General features: G+C 58.7%; 18 protein-coding genes and 1 pseudogene. 10 read left to right on the top strand and 9 right to left on the bottom strand.

Features of this window, described 5'->3' with window-relative positions; all coding sequences use genetic code 11:
- Both C7H84_RS28635 and C7H84_RS28630 read right to left on the bottom strand, forming a co-directional pair.
- Nucleotides 1–756 (bottom strand): glucose 1-dehydrogenase (locus C7H84_RS28635; protein ID WP_121861940.1); only part of this gene is annotated, 756 nt, incomplete at its 3' end.
- 148 nt (nucleotides 757–904) lie between these two features.
- On the bottom strand, nucleotides 905–1,804 hold the full coding sequence (locus C7H84_RS28630) for a LysR substrate-binding domain-containing protein (RefSeq protein ID WP_121861939.1): 900 nt from the start codon (nucleotides 1,802–1,804) through the stop codon (nucleotides 905–907).
- On the opposite strand from C7H84_RS28630, the gene C7H84_RS36585 reads away from it, so the two are divergent.
- Nucleotides 1,803–2,096: a hypothetical protein gene (locus C7H84_RS36585; RefSeq protein WP_162999386.1), complete on the top strand. Its 294-nt coding sequence runs from the start codon at nucleotides 1,803–1,805 to the stop codon at nucleotides 2,094–2,096. The genes C7H84_RS28630 and C7H84_RS36585 overlap by 2 nt on opposite strands.
- 39 nt (nucleotides 2,097–2,135) lie before the next feature.
- Here the strand turns inward: C7H84_RS36585 and C7H84_RS36580 are convergent, their stop codons facing one another.
- On the bottom strand, nucleotides 2,136–2,426 hold the full coding sequence (locus C7H84_RS36580; protein ID WP_162999385.1) for a hypothetical protein: 291 nt from the start codon (nucleotides 2,424–2,426) through the stop codon (nucleotides 2,136–2,138).
- Between the two features lie 478 nt (nucleotides 2,427–2,904).
- On the opposite strand from C7H84_RS36580, the gene C7H84_RS28620 reads away from it, so the two are divergent.
- The 4 genes from C7H84_RS28620 (at nucleotide 2,905) to C7H84_RS28605 (ending at nucleotide 5,110) form a co-directional block, all read left to right on the top strand.
- Nucleotides 2,905–3,297, top strand: coding sequence for a RidA family protein (locus C7H84_RS28620; protein WP_121861938.1), 393 nt, complete (start codon nucleotides 2,905–2,907; stop codon nucleotides 3,295–3,297).
- A gap of 10 nt (nucleotides 3,298–3,307) precedes the next feature.
- Complete coding sequence (locus C7H84_RS28615; protein WP_121861937.1) at nucleotides 3,308–4,087, top strand: SDR family oxidoreductase; 780 nt, start codon at nucleotides 3,308–3,310, stop codon at nucleotides 4,085–4,087.
- Nucleotides 4,088–4,147: 60 nt separating this feature from the next.
- Nucleotides 4,148–4,441, top strand: coding sequence for a DUF1330 domain-containing protein (locus tag C7H84_RS28610; protein ID WP_121861936.1), 294 nt, complete (start codon nucleotides 4,148–4,150; stop codon nucleotides 4,439–4,441).
- 219 nt (nucleotides 4,442–4,660) lie between these two features.
- The gene (locus C7H84_RS28605) at nucleotides 4,661–5,110 is read left to right on the top strand and encodes a RidA family protein (RefSeq protein WP_121861935.1); all 450 of its coding nucleotides are present in this window, start codon (nucleotides 4,661–4,663) and stop codon (nucleotides 5,108–5,110) included.
- A gap of 360 nt (nucleotides 5,111–5,470) precedes the next feature.
- Here the strand turns inward: C7H84_RS28605 and C7H84_RS28600 are convergent, their stop codons facing one another.
- The gene (locus tag C7H84_RS28600; RefSeq protein ID WP_121861934.1) at nucleotides 5,471–5,713 is read right to left on the bottom strand and encodes a hypothetical protein; all 243 of its coding nucleotides are present in this window, start codon (nucleotides 5,711–5,713) and stop codon (nucleotides 5,471–5,473) included.
- Between the two features lie 341 nt (nucleotides 5,714–6,054).
- On the opposite strand from C7H84_RS28600, the pseudogene C7H84_RS28595 reads away from it, so the two are divergent.
- The 3 genes and pseudogenes from C7H84_RS28595 to C7H84_RS28585 all read left to right on the top strand — a co-directional run bounded on the left by C7H84_RS28595 (nucleotide 6,055) and on the right by C7H84_RS28585 (nucleotide 8,330).
- Nucleotides 6,055–6,408 (top strand): annotated as a pseudogene (locus C7H84_RS28595) (carboxymuconolactone decarboxylase family protein).
- A gap of 103 nt (nucleotides 6,409–6,511) precedes the next feature.
- Nucleotides 6,512–7,219 (top strand): type 1 glutamine amidotransferase domain-containing protein, encoded by a 708-nt coding sequence (locus C7H84_RS28590; protein WP_121861933.1) that lies wholly within the window; start codon nucleotides 6,512–6,514, stop codon nucleotides 7,217–7,219.
- 112 nt (nucleotides 7,220–7,331) lie between these two features.
- On the top strand, nucleotides 7,332–8,330 hold the full coding sequence (locus tag C7H84_RS28585; RefSeq protein WP_240462121.1) for a dicarboxylate transporter/tellurite-resistance protein TehA: 999 nt from the start codon (nucleotides 7,332–7,334) through the stop codon (nucleotides 8,328–8,330).
- A gap of 484 nt (nucleotides 8,331–8,814) precedes the next feature.
- On the opposite strand, the gene C7H84_RS28580 is transcribed toward C7H84_RS28585, so the two are convergent.
- A complete protein-coding gene (locus C7H84_RS28580) occupies nucleotides 8,815–9,729 on the bottom strand; it encodes a hypothetical protein (RefSeq protein ID WP_121861932.1) in 915 nt (304 codons plus the stop codon).
- A 235-nt stretch (nucleotides 9,730–9,964) separates the two neighbouring features.
- Here C7H84_RS28580 and C7H84_RS28575 point away from each other — a divergent pair, with 235 nt between their 5' ends.
- Together C7H84_RS28575 and C7H84_RS28570 are read left to right on the top strand one after the other, a co-directional pair.
- On the top strand, nucleotides 9,965–10,264 hold the full coding sequence (locus tag C7H84_RS28575) for an H-NS histone family protein (RefSeq protein WP_121861931.1): 300 nt from the start codon (nucleotides 9,965–9,967) through the stop codon (nucleotides 10,262–10,264).
- Between the two features lie 152 nt (nucleotides 10,265–10,416).
- Nucleotides 10,417–10,875 (top strand): hypothetical protein, encoded by a 459-nt coding sequence (locus C7H84_RS28570; protein WP_121861930.1) that lies wholly within the window; start codon nucleotides 10,417–10,419, stop codon nucleotides 10,873–10,875.
- 96 nt (nucleotides 10,876–10,971) lie between these two features.
- On the opposite strand, the gene C7H84_RS28565 is transcribed toward C7H84_RS28570, so the two are convergent.
- The 4 genes from C7H84_RS28565 to C7H84_RS28545 all read right to left on the bottom strand — a co-directional run bounded on the left by C7H84_RS28565 (nucleotide 10,972) and on the right by C7H84_RS28545 (nucleotide 13,872).
- Nucleotides 10,972–11,307, bottom strand: coding sequence for a hypothetical protein (locus tag C7H84_RS28565; protein ID WP_205611471.1), 336 nt, complete (start codon nucleotides 11,305–11,307; stop codon nucleotides 10,972–10,974).
- A gap of 463 nt (nucleotides 11,308–11,770) precedes the next feature.
- On the bottom strand, nucleotides 11,771–12,265 hold the full coding sequence (locus tag C7H84_RS28555) for a DUF6471 domain-containing protein (RefSeq protein WP_135370794.1): 495 nt from the start codon (nucleotides 12,263–12,265) through the stop codon (nucleotides 11,771–11,773).
- 167 nt (nucleotides 12,266–12,432) lie between these two features.
- Entirely contained in the window at nucleotides 12,433–12,930 is a 498-nt protein-coding gene (locus tag C7H84_RS28550) for a hypothetical protein (RefSeq protein ID WP_121861928.1), read from the bottom strand.
- Between the two features lie 258 nt (nucleotides 12,931–13,188).
- On the bottom strand, nucleotides 13,189–13,872 hold the full coding sequence (locus tag C7H84_RS28545) for a hypothetical protein (protein ID WP_240462120.1): 684 nt from the start codon (nucleotides 13,870–13,872) through the stop codon (nucleotides 13,189–13,191).
- Nucleotides 13,873–14,069 lie beyond the last annotated feature (197 nt).

Genomic DNA, 14,069 nt, shown 5'->3' with positions numbered 1-14,069 from the left:
CGCGTTCATTTCATTCAGCATCCCACCATTGACGTCGAGCGTGATGCCCGTCAGGTAGCTCGACAGGTCGCTCAGCAGGAACAGGCATGCATGGGCGACGTCCGCGGCCTCGCCGAGCCGGCCGAGCGGAATGCCCTTGATGATGTCCTCGCGCATGTCGGGCGTCAGCTTGTCGCCGGTGATGTCGGTCTGGATCAGGCCTGGCGTGATCGAATTGACCCGGACCCGGTCGGCGCCGAATTCGCGCGCCATCGCCTTCGCGAGGCCGAGCACGCCGGCCTTGGCGGCGCTGTAGTGCGGGCCGCCGAAAATGCCGCCGCCGCGTTGCGCGGAGACCGACGACATGCAGACGATGCTGCCGCCGCGCTGCGCCTGCATCGCGGGCAGCACGGCTTGCGACATGTACAGCGTGCCGCGCAGGTTCACGTCGACGATCGCATCGAAGTCGCGCGCCGAGATATCGAGCGTGCGCACCGGCTGCGTGATGCCGGCGTTGTTGACGAGGCCGTCGATGCGCCCGAAGTGCTCCAGCGTCGCGCGGGCGGCCGCCGCGCATGCGTCGCGGTCGGTCACGTCGCAGGCGAGGCCGAGATGGCCGGCGCCGAGTTCGGCGGCGGCCGCTTCCGCATCCTCGCGGCGAAGGTCGAGGATCGCCACGCGTGCGCCCTGCGCGGCCAGCGCGCGGGCCGTGGCCTTGCCGATTCCGCGCGGCGACGCGGCGCCGGTCACGATGATGGTCCGGTTGTCGAGCAACATCGCTTGTCTCCTGTGTTGATGTGTTGTCCGGAGTTTCGGCTCACCGGACACCCGCATCAACGCGGAAACGCTCAGCCATAGTTGAGAAAAATTCAGATGACGGCGCGCGGGCCGCCGATGCTGCAACGCAAAATCCCCGACGCGCCGCTCAACTCGCCCCGCCGTGCGCCGCGACTTCCCGCTCGATCCACGCCAGGAAGCGCTTCACGCGCGGCAATTCCGTGTTCTGCCGCGGGTAAACAAGGTGATGCGCGCCGACTTCGACCGCATGGGCCTCGCCGAACACCGGCACCAGCAACCCTTCACGGATCTTCACCGACGCGAGCATCAGGCTTTCGAGCGCGATGCCGAGGCCGAGCGCGGCGGTTTCGAGCGACATGTACGAGCGGTCGAACGAGAAGTCGAAGGTTTTCTGCGCCGCCAGCGGCACGCCGGTGCGGCCGAACCACTGCTTCCACTGGACCAGCGGCGTTTCGGAATAGATCAGACGATGGGCGAGCAGGTCTTCCGGCGCGTGTACCGGATGTTGCTCGAGGTACCGCGGCGACGCGAGCGGCGCGATGAATTCGCCGCGCACCGTCTTCACCTCGAGGGTGTCCCAGTTGCCGTAGCCATGGCGGACGTCGATATCGTAGAAGCCGTTCGAGAATGACGCGTTTTCGTAGGAGCACGCGAGGTTCAGCTGGATATCGCCGTTCGCCTCCTGAAACGACGACAGCCGCGGCAGCAGCCACATGAGCCCGAAGCTCGGGCTCGAATGCACGCGCAGGATATCGACCTCGGTGCGGCTCGACGCGCGCTCGGTCGCGCGGCTCAGGTCGGCGAGCGAGCCCGTGACGTCGGCCAGGTAGCGCTCGCCGGTCGGCGTGGGGACGAGGCCGCGCCCCGAGCGCTGGAACAACGGCTGACCGATCTGCGATTCGAGGTTGCTGAGCTGGTGACTCACGGCGGACGCGGTCAGGCCCAGCTCGTCCGCCGCACGATTGACGCTTTTGGTCCGGGCGACACTTTCGAACGCGATGATGGCCTTGAGCGGGGGAATGCGCATGCTGGAATCCGTTGAAGCGCGTACGTTCGCGCGCAATAGCGAGCACGTTACCGAATTTCAGTGGACGAGGAAACCCAAGTATCGCTATTACACGCTTGAAGTTGTAAGCCAGCGCATGCAGGCACACTTCAGTGCTCACATTGGCAAACCGACGAGTCAGGAAGTGGGTGTAGCCCATCCGATGTTTGAACGTCGCGAACACGTGCTGACAGCCGGCCTTCATACCGTCATCATATCCGGCATTCTATCCAGCTTTCACTCCGCAGCTTCCAGTACTGACTCGTGTTCCTAGCGCGTAATCCGCCGGTAGTCGCTTGGCTTGCACGCGATTTCATCGCGCGGCAGCGGCCAGTTCGCCATTCCGTACAGCGGCGATGCCACCGGCAAGACGTTGCTGGTTCAGATGACGCCGGCCGCGAAAGACCTTTCCTTCCCCGCAGGCCTCCAATTCCCTGCCAACCTCACGCCGTAGCAGGTCGTCCGGCCGGCGCCGTCCCAGATTGTCAGCCCGCTGACCGCGCTGGTCTCCGCCCAGATGCAGACCGACGTTGCCGACCTTCAGGCCTATCATTTTTGTTTTTCTCTCGTGAAAGATGTCCACTGATTTAAAAGCAGTGGACATAGCCTGCCCGCTCAGGTCACAGAGTTCCAGACGTCCATTTCTGCACGCTTACCGTTGTCGCGCAGCCGCTCGCCGCAGTTCGCGTTCGAGTTCCTGATGCGGCATTGACCCCGCTTCGTTTGCCGTGGACTCACGCTGGCCACTTTGGGGTCGGTTAGTGCCTGTGGTGCCGCCCGCCGCGACTGGTATGCGAAGGGGCGTAGTCGTCCAGTTTCCTGGCGCTTGGGTGCTATTCAGCGCCAATTTGACATGCTTTCCGATGTGGGGCCGTATTCGTCTGGCGACCGACGGCTTCGCAGAAAGTCACATTTTTCGAGATCACACGGTGGAACTGCATCCTAAGAAATTAACGGTAACTGCCTCTGTACCCAAGAATACATCGTCCCTACCATCAATTCTCAGCGAGCAAACCATTCCAACGCGCAAGCGCCCTGCGCTCTTCCCCGAGACGTTGGCCTCCTTTTACGGACCTTCAATCATGAGTAAGAAGACCATTGTTCCCGTTCCGGGCGTTAGCGAAAAATTCGACGTGCCGCTGTCCTTCGTAGTCAAGGCCGACAAGTTCCTTTTCGTGTCTGGCGTTCCACCGATTGACCATAAAACGGGCGCTCTAGTGAGGGGCGATATTGAGACGCAAACGCGCGCGAGTCTCAGCACGATCAAGTACGCACTGGAATCCGCAGGCTCTTCGCTGGACAACGTGGTCAAAGCAACGATCTATATCACCAACTCGGCGTATTACAAGATCGTGAACGATGTCTATCGCGAGTTCTTCTCCAAAGACTTCCCCGCTCGGACGTTCGTGGCAATGTCTTCCTGGCCGATGGAATTCGACATCGAGATTGAGTGTGTTGCGCTGAGCGGCGACTAAGGGAGCGGTCATGGATCTCAATATTCGCGGTCGCAAGGCACTGGTATGTGCCGGCAGCAAAGGACTGGGACGCAGTTGCGCCATGGCACTCGCGGACGACGGCGTCATTCTGACCATCGTTGCCAGGTCCGAGGGCCCTCTTGAAGCGACGGCCAAGGATATCCGCGAGGCGACGGGCGTAGAGGTAACGACGGTTGTTGCAGACATCACCACGCCGGCAGGGCGAGAACTGGCGCTGAAGGCGTGCCCGGCGCCTGACATCCTCGTGAACAATGCGGGCGGCCCTAAGCCAGGTGATTTCCGGTCGTGGTCGCGTGATGACTGGATCCACGCCCTCGATGCCAACATGCTCGCTCCCATCGAGATGATCCGACTGACGATCGACGGAATGATGGAGCGCAAATTCGGGCGCATCGTGAACATCACCTCCTCGGCAGTGAAGGCCCCTATCGACAGTCTTGGACTGTCCAACGGTGCGCGTAGCGGTCTGACAGGTTTCGTCGCTGGACTTGCGCGTAAGACGATCGCCAACAATGTGACGATAAACAATCTGTTGCCTGGCTCCTTCGCAACGGATCGCCTGACCTCCATAGTGAAGGCGCAGTCTCAATCAACTGGACTCTCTGAGGAAGCCGTTACTCAGGATTGGCTGCAAAAGATTCCCGCCGGTCGCTTCGGCAATCCGGATGAATTTGGAAAGGCCTGCGCATTCCTTTGCAGCAGTCATGCGGGATTCATCTCCGGCCTGAATCTGTTGATCGATGGCGCGGCATACCCGGGCACCTTCTAGATCGCGCAGCGATGCAGATCCAGCGTACACCAATCACCATTTCTACCGAGGCGGATTCCCTTGAAAGCCTATGTCATTGCTCAAATAGCTGTCGATGACGTCGACCGATACAAGCCGTATGCAGCCCAGGTGCCGGCCACCATCGCTGCGTACGGCGGCAGGTATCTGATACGCAACGGTGCCAAACATGCGCTTGAAGGAGCGCCGCCAACGGAGCGCATAGTTGTCCTGGAGTTTCCTTCGCTGGAGCGAGCCAAGGAGTGGTATACGTCCGAGGCGTATCAGTCGGCTCGGGTGATCCGCTTGAGCGCGTCCACCGGCAACTTGTTCATTATCGAGGGCTCCGAGGAATAGAAGCCTGCCGCTGTTTCGAGCATGCGATGATCACTTGACGGTTTGATCCACCGGCTATGTTGGTGTCTCGTCGGCTCGTTGTCCGCGCGTACCACAGTGATGCTCGCCATCTTGGTCGATTTTGCCAAGCCGCGACGTCCATTACCGGACTAAATTCCCTGTACGCCGGGCGTCGGGCGCACCGACGGATTTCGGACGTAGGCAACCGAAACGAAAATTATGAAGAACGTCTATGCGCTGCTTGCCGGCGCCCTCACCGCCGTTGTTGCTTCTTCCGTAGCCACCGCCGCGCCGCAATATCTCAACTCCGGCATGGTTTTGAAAGGGGGATTCCCCTTCTCGGAAGCCGTCAAGGTCGGAGACACGCTTTATCTGTCGGGTCAAGTCGGGCTCGTACCGGCCACACAGAAACTCGCCGTGGGTGGTCTGGAGGCCGAGTCGCATCAGACCATGCGAAACATCAAGACCGTTCTCGAAGCAAACGGCTACACGATGGACAACTTGGTCAAGTGCACGGCATTTCTCGCCGACATGGTGGAATGGCCGGCCTTCAACAAGATCTACAAGAGCTATCTCACCGAAGGCAAGTATCCGGCGAGAAGTGCCCTAGGCGCGGATGGGCTGGCCTTGGGTGCGCGCGTCGAGGTCGAGTGCATTGCATCCAAATGAGAGGACCCACACTTGAGCTTGCAATCAGTCAAAGTGTCCGTGTCGAAGTAAAGCTGAGCCACCGCGCTAATCGAATCGTCGGCCAAGTGTGGAGGCCGACGCTGTGATGGGCAGCCGTGGATAAAGCGTGTCGCGCCTGGTTCTTTGACCTCCTGATCGACGTGATGGATATGCGTGGCGACGCGCGAAGGGCGTAGGCCCGCAGCGCCTTGCCACTCGCGGCGGTGTCAATCGTCCGCGGGATCGGCCTTGGCGCTGCCATCGAGGCTCAGCTGTCTGAACTGTATGCACTTCTTCGCTATGGCGCTGCAAGAAGCGATGTTTCTCGGACTGCGTGAGCCAGAGCGGCGCTCCGCCCAGTCAGGCAGTGTTGGAAAGCGTCGTTTCGACAGGCCGGTAGACAAGTCCCGGTTCGTCAATCCTACGACGGTTGTCGACGGCAAAACGGATGCCGAGTTGTTTGCGGATGTAGTCCTGTGTCAGGCCGAAGTGCGGACCGATCAGGTGCACCGCCACCACGTCGCGAATCTCATGACGCGACAGTAGCCACGCACGGTGATGGCCCGTGCGCAGAATCGTCGAGATTTCGACGAAAGACAGCATTCGCCGCTCTGTTGCGATATAGCGTCCGTGCGCGGAGACGGTATCGGCTTCGGCCGCATGCAGATCGACGAACTCATCAGCCCCGGCAACGCACCCTCTCAGATAACAGCCCCGACTGCAGGTACTCCTACCCAGCCACGGCCCCCGATTACCCGGCGCGGGAAGATAGCAACGGGGCACTTACGCCGCACCGATCCAGCCACGACAAAGTTTTTCTTTCAGTTTTAGGCAGTTTATCTGCGTTGCCGCTGCGGCGGAAAAAAGCCAATATTACGCCCATGGACTGTGCGTTCGAGGGTGCATGGATGGTAGCCCCCTCTGACCTCAGCGGAGCACAGATTGTGATGCAAGACAGGAACGCCTATCGAGACGCACTGCTGGGCAAAGTCGGCGATTTTGCATACATCACCCCCGACGTATTGCCACGCCTAATCACCATCGAACGCGCGCCTGCCAAGGCTAGCAAGCTTTAGACCGAATGCACCACTTGGTCGGCTTGGCGGTGGCCGTCACGACATGCTGTGACGGCTGCATCGCACTGCACACGAAGAAGGCGGTCGACCAGGAAGCGTGATTGGAGGAAATCTCCGAGACCCTTGGCGTGGCGATCGCACTCAATGTCCGGTGCTGCACTAACTTATACGGCCCGAGTTCTGGAAGCTCACACGGCCTGCTGGGGCAATAAGACTGGATAGATTTTTTTGTGTGTCTTTCGGCTTACCAACTAGTTGGTAAGCAAATCGCGGGGCTGACCCACGGCCAGCCTCTATCCGTAGCAGTAGTCAAAAGGGAAATACCATGAAAGCAACTGGAAACAAGCAAAAGCGCGTACTGCTGGTGATGAGTTCGTTGGACGAAATGGGCATCAGCGGCAAGCACACCGGCACCTGGTTCACCGAATTGGCTGCCCCTTACTACATTCTGACCGAAGCAGGCTATGAAGTAGTGCTGGCATCCCCCCAGGGCGGCGAAGCACCGATCGATCTGTTGAGTCACAAGGTGCCGTTCACGACAGAATACACCGAGCGGTTCCTGAAGGATCCGGTGGCGCTGTACGCGGCCAAGAACACCCGCAAGCTGCGCAACATCGACTACACCGGCTTCGATGCACTGTTCGTGCCGGGCGGTTACGGCCTGCTGTGGGATCTGGCTTCCGACTCCTTCCTCATCAAGCTGATCAAGGAATTCCACGCCGAACAGCGTCCGATCGCAATGGTCTGCCATGCTCCGGCCATCCTGCGCGATGTCAAGAAGGACAACGGCGAATACCTGGTCAAGGGTGTAAGCCTGACGGGCTTCAAGAACGCCGAAGATGGTGAGATCGAACTGGACAAGCACCTGCTGTTCTCCCTGGAAGACGAACTGAAGAACCGCGGCGCCAACTACGTGAGCAAGGCCAATTGGGAGCCGAACGTTGTGGTTGACGGCCCGCTGATGACCGGTCAGAGCCCTGCTTCTGCAGCACCGCTGGCGCAAGCATTGGCTGAGCGACTGAAGGCACAGTAAGCCGGTGACGCATGGCCCGCCTGGCGGGCCATGCGTTTTCACCAAATATCACTGTGGAAGAAATTGTTACGGAAAAGTGGCACTGCTGTCGCGCTTAAACTAGGAGTTTCCCTTGAACTGCAAGCTACGGTTTCTGTTCGATACCGTCATCGGCAAACTGACTGCCGTTCCGGTCGCCTTCTTCGGCATGGCAGTCGGAACCTTAGCTCTTTCGCAGGCGTGGCTGGTCGCTGAGCGGATATGGCCGAGCGCAATAAAGCCGTCACGTTGGTTCGGTGTGCTGGGTTTACTGATCTGGGCTGTGCTGTTATTGGCCTACGTGTCTAAGTGGTGCTGGCGTCGAAACGCAGCTTTGGCGGAGATGCGCGACCCATTGAGTTCTTCGTTGGCGGCACTGGGGCCAGTATCAACTATGCTTGCCTCGGTGGCACTGCTTTTCTGGTCGCGGCAAGCGGGAATGGTGCTATGGCTCTCCGGCCTCATATGGCAGGTGGCCTTGGGTTTGTGGGTCTATGGGCGTTTCTGGAAGGGAGGTCACGCGCCGACGAGCGTTACCGCAGCAGTCTATCTGCCCGCGGTGGCACAAAATCTTGTGGCTGGCATGTCGAGTGCGGCGTTCGGATGGAGCCAGCTCGGTGTATTGTTTTTCGGTGCAGGAATGTTTTCGTGGCTTGCGCTGGAGTCAATGATACTCAGCCGCGCAGCTACCCACACACCTTTACCAGAGGCGCAGCGACCGCTGCTGGGGATTCAAGTCGCGCCGGCAGTAGTAGCCGGCGTCTGCTATACCAGCCTGCGGCTGGAGGCGGCCGACTTTTTTGTGCAAATGCTGTTGGGATATGGTTTGTATCAGGCAGGCTTGGCGCTGCGGTTGTTGCCGTGGATTTGGCGGGATACCTTTTCGCCATCGTACTGGTCGTTCAGCTTCGGCGTAGCCGCGTTGGCGAATTTGGCGTTGCGACTGCATGAACGGTCACCAAGTACCGTAACCGCGGTGTTGGCGCCGCTCACTCTGGTAGGCGCCTCGTTGGTTATTGGCGGCTTGTTGCTGGGCACTTTGCATCTAACCTGGCAAGGCCGGTTACTGCCATCCGCTGGAGTGATCCCGTAATCCCGGACACGGCCGGCGGCCGAAGCCCCTGCCTGCGAAGGCTCGCTGCTCCGCCACCATTCAGGGTAATCGAATGGTTCCGGTAAACGTTCGGGTTGCGGCTCTATCTTCGCCACCGCGCCGGACTGTCTCAACCCTACCCCCGTGGTCGTCCGGATTTCCCCAGCGCGCCACCTGTCATGCCCGTCCGCGCCAGCGGTCACTAACCGAAGCCCTTCCAGGGGAAGGGGCGGCCCTCTCGGCGGGCGGCTCGGGGCTCGGCCGACGCGTGACGGGGAGTATGGTGTTCGAAGTGGGCCATCCCCAGGGAAAACTTTCATCGTGAGTCAGGAGGCGCGCGCAGTGCAGTGACCGAGCTGCGCAGCGTGCAAACGGAATAAAAGCGCCCGGGGCAGAGCGCTTGCTCCAAATCATGCAGGACGTGCTCGGCACGATGATCGACCATCGGAGAATCGTCGTTATGGAAGAGCGACTACGCCCCCCTTTAACGCTTGGCCCATCCGAATTCTCGAATCACGAAGCCGGTGGCGTGAACCGCTAGTGCCGCATCTTCTTCTGTAACATCCCGCAGGCCATATCGATGGGTCTCGTTGTGTTTTCCCCTTGGGTGCAGTCTATTTACGATCTCCAGTGCCGAACACAGGGTACGTGACTCGTCAAAGCCAACATGCTTTTGGATGGCGGCTATGACCTTACCTAGATCCTTCTCCAGGATCTGATCCTCCCCATTCTTTTGATAGAGCCAATGCGATGCCATGGCCGCACACGCGTTCCGACATTGATCGACAACCGATGTCGGGATTTCCCGATAGGCGACGTCTAGGACGCGCTTGACCGCAACGCGGATTGCCTGAAGGCTCTCGGGATGAACCCGTGTCTCGTCGATCTCGGGAAGTATTCCTATCGCAGACTCGGCGCGCAGCGTCACCATGACATCGTGAGCGACAGTCCGCTCGACTTGCACAATGCGCCACAAGGAATACGCAACCGCAGTGCCGATCGCAAGCTGCAGCCCTTCGCCTCGCTCCGGCTTGCCCAAGAGTTCCTGGCACTCTAGGTACAGGTTCAATCGCTTTGCAATTCGGCCGTCGTTACGCCCGCTCGCGATATCGGAGACCAAGTTCGAGTGAGCGTTGACGACGCACATCTCTTGGTTGGAGTTTCCCTGTTTTTGAAATACCCGCCCCCTTCGAACGCGCGACACTGCATCAAACGAGTCCTCGCGGAATATCCACGAGAACGGCACGCTATCGATACTTGCAGGCATTCTTTCAAGGTCGGCTGGCGATTGCACCAGAACGCATTGAGACAGCACTGGCGGAGGCACGACCAAATACGAAGCGTTATCGCGCCCCTCATAAACCAGTCCACTTTCTCGTTCGATTCCTAGGCGCGCCATGTGCAGTTGATCCCTGTTGCTAAGATGAGAGCTATACAGCGCTGAACGTCGAGCACACCGGAATCACGGGGCGAGAACGACCTGGTGGGCGCAATAATCATCGGGCGGCAATGATGAATGCGCTCGATGATCGACCTCGAGGCAGTCTCTACCGCTCAAGACACACACTCTATCCCCACTTTCCTTCAGCAAACCTATATCATGTGCCCGTGCATTCCGCCAGGAGGAAGAGAAGATGGCCAGCTACAAAGACTTGAAAGCCCAGATGGAAGCGCTAGCAGAAAAGACCGAAGCCGCCCGCTTAGCGGAGTTCCAAGCTATCGTCGACGACATTCGCGCTAAGGTAGCCGAATATGGGATTACCGAGAAAGACATCTTTGGAGCGCGCCGCACTCGATCTGCGAAGCACGCCAACGCCCCCGTAGAAGCCAAGTATCGCGATCCCAAGACCGGCGCAACCTGGTCCGGCCGCGGTCGTGCGCCCGCCTGGATCAAGGACGCCAAGAACCGAAATCGCTTTCTCATTCAAGAGTGATCTTACTGGTAGCAAGTTGGGCCACGAAGCGCTGATGCCACGGCGCGTCAGCGCACCCTGAATTGCCCCGTCAGCCCGGGGACGTAAAGATTTGCTCCCGGGTGTCGTTATGTCCGTATGTCAGTTCATCGACATTTTCAAGGACAACACGAATGCAATTGAAGAAAGTGATGCTGGTCGCCGTGTTGATTACTGTCGCAATCATGTCGGGTTGTGGTGATAAGCACGACCGTAGCGAGCAGAACTCGGCGGCAGGGTCGCCCGGTCAGCCACCGCCGAGCCACGCAACATCCGAGACACCCCCGGCCAGTGAGTCGGTCAGCCAGGTGCAGCAGGCAAACGTTCAACAACTTGCGGTACCTTCGGGACCCACACCGGCCGCTGAGGGGCTAATTCGCGCGCATTTCGATGAGTTGTTTGCTGTCGACGCCAATGGAAACCTCAGCCCGAAGGTTCCGATTGAAGTCAACGGCACTCAGATGACGCTAGGCGTCTCGTTCGGCGGCCGCGATCAGTTTGGCGGCTTCGCCTTCGGCCAAGCAGTTGGTCACGTTTTCGGTGTTCGCCGACTGCAAAGCGGTTTCGTACAGATCGTGAAGTTGTATAACTAATCGTCAAGTGCGGACAATCTGCACGATTTGAGACGTCCGGCATTATCCCCGCTCGACAAGCGACTTACTCATCGCATCGGGGCGCCTTGCACTCAATCACGTACGGGAATCATCGCCAGTTCCAGCGAGTAGCTGCATGGTGACGTCGGAGTACGACTTCACGTCGTTCACCGTGCACCACTGTTTCCACACGTACTCTGCATCGAGTGACCAGCCATCCCGGCCGACCAGTTGATAAACGCGGCCCGACCGAGTCTGGCCACGCAGCGTTGCACGGTCGAAATTCGTAATCGCGGAACTGACACGACCAGTCGAATCGAGCACATCGGCCCCGACGAAATGCCGGGTCCCAGCATCTGTCTCGAAGATACGCCAGCTCGATAGCGTGACGTTAGGCACTTCGTCCGACGACGGCAGTCTCCAGATTGGCACCGCAGTCTCCTGTGCTAGTTGAGCTTCCAGCGTGCAAAGGTACAGCTGAGCAATATGCGGGCCATAAGGGCCCGGCGCCGCACTCACCACTTCACCGGTCGGGCTTCCGGCGCGACGCCGGCATTTCCCAACATTCGGGGTACATGGCGCACGTCAGCTCGATGTCGGCCAGACTCGGATAGTGGCGCAGCACCCTCTGGGCGACCGAGGCTACGTCCCGGGGTATGGTGTCGGCCGGCGACCTCGATAGCTCCACGAGAAACGCGCGCGCCCTAAGCACCGCAGCCGTGCGCTCGCTCGGCGTCGTCATTGCTCTGCCCCTTTACGGACCTGCCGGATCGCGGGACTCAAATAACCGGCAGGTCAAAACCGTTACCAATATACGGTTTCATTCTAGCCGTTGGCCTGTAATTGACAAGGCAACTTCGGCGCGGAACAACTACTCGGATGTAGGGTGGATACCCTACATCGCGGCCGAAACGAGCGCCCGAGAATCAACATACGCGTCCATGCTTTGGCTTCTGAGCACGGTCATACATTGCAGAAAGAACGTCAGCGAGAAGTCTCCGGCGGAGAGATGCGACAGCATCGTCTTTGCCGTGGTACTCACACCTACAACTGCGAGACGGTGTAGCAATTCGTCTGGTGTAACCCACGGCTGTTGCGTGAGCTCAGCCGCGAGAACGGCCTGCGCACGGGCTTCCCACGTACCTTCCGACGCAAATGCCTCCATCCACAAGGCGGGCGGGCGCGCACCCGTTACGTGAATGATCTGAAGGAGCAAAGTGAACTTGACAGAGCCACGCGCGACACGCGCGATAAGCGGGCGCTCCACCTCGTCAACTCCCGCCTCCGCCAAGGCATCGATCAACCGGGCATAACTACATCCTTCGCGCGCCATCGCGACATGAATCACGCGAGAAGACAGGCTCGCCCAAGGCGCCTCCGCTGCACTCACAAATATATCCTTGTGTTCTGGCCGATTCCGGTTAAATTAGAACGTAACGATGTCTCGATCCTAACTTGACCGAGAAGGTATATCTAGAGCAGCGTAGCAAATCCGCGGCTGTAGCGACAACCCTCAGAGACGGTTGCTTATCAAGCTCCTGGCGTCCAGGGACTCGTTCAGCAGCACCGGAATTCCACAGCCCCGTCGGTCGCGGCGTACTCGAACATAGACCGCATAAGAGCATAGTGTTCGTAGAAAGCATCGTCCTTGATAGACCGTGCACGCTCGTCCCAAGTATCGAAGTCGGCAACAAGCTTCGCTGAAGCGATTGCCCCGATAGTCCCGGTATGTCGTCCGTAGAGAATCAGCTCACGAAATGGGCCCGGCCCATTTGCGTCAGGATTCTGCCAGTGGTAGCCAATCAAGCGCGCTAGGCCATTGAGCCAGTCCCAATACTCGCGCCGGTTGTCGCTGACTCTGAACCACTGTTCCGCCTCGAACTCGTAGCTGGCCCCAACCTCCAATCCCTCTGCATTCTGAGGGCACTCGAGATTGCCGGCCACAACTACAATGTCCTCCGAGCACGAATCCTCGAGCGATATTTCCGTGCTATCAGAAACAGCGTGAACAGCCAGCTTCTTCAGCCCCTTCCACGCTACGAAATAGACTCCCATACAACTCCGTAAGTGTAGATGCCAAGCCCGCCGCTTGGTTGAGCGCGTCGGGCGATCCGACACACCTTTGATCTGTCATGTACTCGCGTCCGGTTCAGTCGATGCTTCACCGGCTCACCATGCACTGCTACCTCGAAAGTGAGTTTTGTATAGCGAGCAGCTCGCGTTACGTCGACACGGTCGAGCGCTCTTCGCTCGTGTGGATAAGGAATGCGCGGCCAGCGGCCGCGCATGTCAGAATGTTCACAACATGACCTTTCAACCGAGCCACACGCCTCCTACTCCGTTAGCAGCCCTCGCAAACACTGGCTTCCTAACCAACGGCTCCTGTTCGGCGAAATTGGCGTATTGCTCGGTCAGCAGCGCACTGGCAAACACATGCTGCAACGGAACGTGGTCAATGTCCGTGGTCGCTTGTTGTTGAATAACCCCAGTCACCAGCCCTGCCATTTCATGCCAGTCGTGCACCGTTGCACCCCGCTGCGGGGCTGCACGGTAAATCTCGTCTCTCAGCGGTCTGTCGTGGAAACGAACTTCGAGGAATTTCGCCCCCCAACCGTCAGCATTGAGGACCTTCAACCCGATTGGCAGTCGTTCATATTTTCGCCACATGTCGATAGCCGCCCAAAGCTCCGGGTCAGTCATCTCCGCAACCCAGTAAAACTGAGTACCTTCAAGCTGAAGTCGCATCGTCATCAGCATTCGGTCAGAGAGCTGCATATGCCCAAGTCCAAAATTGAAGTTTTCGACACTACTTGGGATGCAACGCGCTTCATGAGCCTTCAGCGGGAAGGTCAAGAAGGGCATGTTTTCGGGCAGCCCACGAGCCATCGCTGGACGATTACCAAACGACTGAAGCTCTTCAAGTCGACCGATTGCTACCGGGACTTTGTTGCTGTTACCGACAGTGTATGCGTTGCGTACTTTCATCATCTTCCCCATGAAATAGGACTCGACTCACTACTCTTAAGAAAACCTTGCCTACGTTTTTTACAATTTCGTATAACGAAATATCCGATAATTAACCAATCATCCCTGCGTAGCGGTATAGCGCCAAATCACCACATGACGAGTGGTTGATGCTCACGACCCGCAGCGAACACGTCTCGAGATCCACGAGCAAGAATCTTGAAAGCTTC

It is taken from the genome of Burkholderia sp. Nafp2/4-1b (assembly GCF_003635165.1).
GTDB lineage: Bacteria > Pseudomonadota > Gammaproteobacteria > Burkholderiales > Burkholderiaceae > Burkholderia.
The sequence above is the reverse complement of the archived record's forward strand: the minus strand, read 5'-3'. Positions and strand labels throughout refer to the sequence as shown.

Excerpts from the sequence above, each read along its gene's own strand:
- C7H84_RS28590 (WP_121861933.1), top strand. The coding sequence starts at position 6,512 with ATGAAAGCAACTGGAAACAAGCAAAAGCGCGTACTGCTGGTGATGAGT.
- C7H84_RS28600 (WP_121861934.1), bottom strand. The coding sequence starts at position 5,713 with ATGCTGTCTTTCGTCGAAATCTCGACGATTCTGCGCACGGGCCATCAC.
- C7H84_RS28620 (WP_121861938.1), top strand. The coding sequence starts at position 2,905 with ATGAGTAAGAAGACCATTGTTCCCGTTCCGGGCGTTAGCGAAAAATTC.
- C7H84_RS36580 (WP_162999385.1), bottom strand. The coding sequence starts at position 2,426 with ATGTCCACTGCTTTTAAATCAGTGGACATCTTTCACGAGAGAAAAACA.
- C7H84_RS28550 (WP_121861928.1), bottom strand. The coding sequence starts at position 12,930 with ATGGGAGTCTATTTCGTAGCGTGGAAGGGGCTGAAGAAGCTGGCTGTT.
- C7H84_RS28575 (WP_121861931.1), top strand. The coding sequence starts at position 9,965 with ATGGCCAGCTACAAAGACTTGAAAGCCCAGATGGAAGCGCTAGCAGAA.
- C7H84_RS28605 (WP_121861935.1), top strand. The coding sequence starts at position 4,661 with ATGAAGAACGTCTATGCGCTGCTTGCCGGCGCCCTCACCGCCGTTGTT.
- C7H84_RS28580 (WP_121861932.1), bottom strand. The coding sequence starts at position 9,729 with ATGGCGCGCCTAGGAATCGAACGAGAAAGTGGACTGGTTTATGAGGGG.
- C7H84_RS28615 (WP_121861937.1), top strand. The coding sequence starts at position 3,308 with ATGGATCTCAATATTCGCGGTCGCAAGGCACTGGTATGTGCCGGCAGC.
- C7H84_RS28570 (WP_121861930.1), top strand. The coding sequence starts at position 10,417 with ATGCAATTGAAGAAAGTGATGCTGGTCGCCGTGTTGATTACTGTCGCA.
- C7H84_RS36585 (WP_162999386.1), top strand. The coding sequence starts at position 1,803 with ATGCTGGAATCCGTTGAAGCGCGTACGTTCGCGCGCAATAGCGAGCAC.
- C7H84_RS28545 (WP_240462120.1), bottom strand. The coding sequence starts at position 13,872 with ATGGGGAAGATGATGAAAGTACGCAACGCATACACTGTCGGTAACAGC.
- C7H84_RS28630 (WP_121861939.1), bottom strand. The coding sequence starts at position 1,804 with ATGCGCATTCCCCCGCTCAAGGCCATCATCGCGTTCGAAAGTGTCGCC.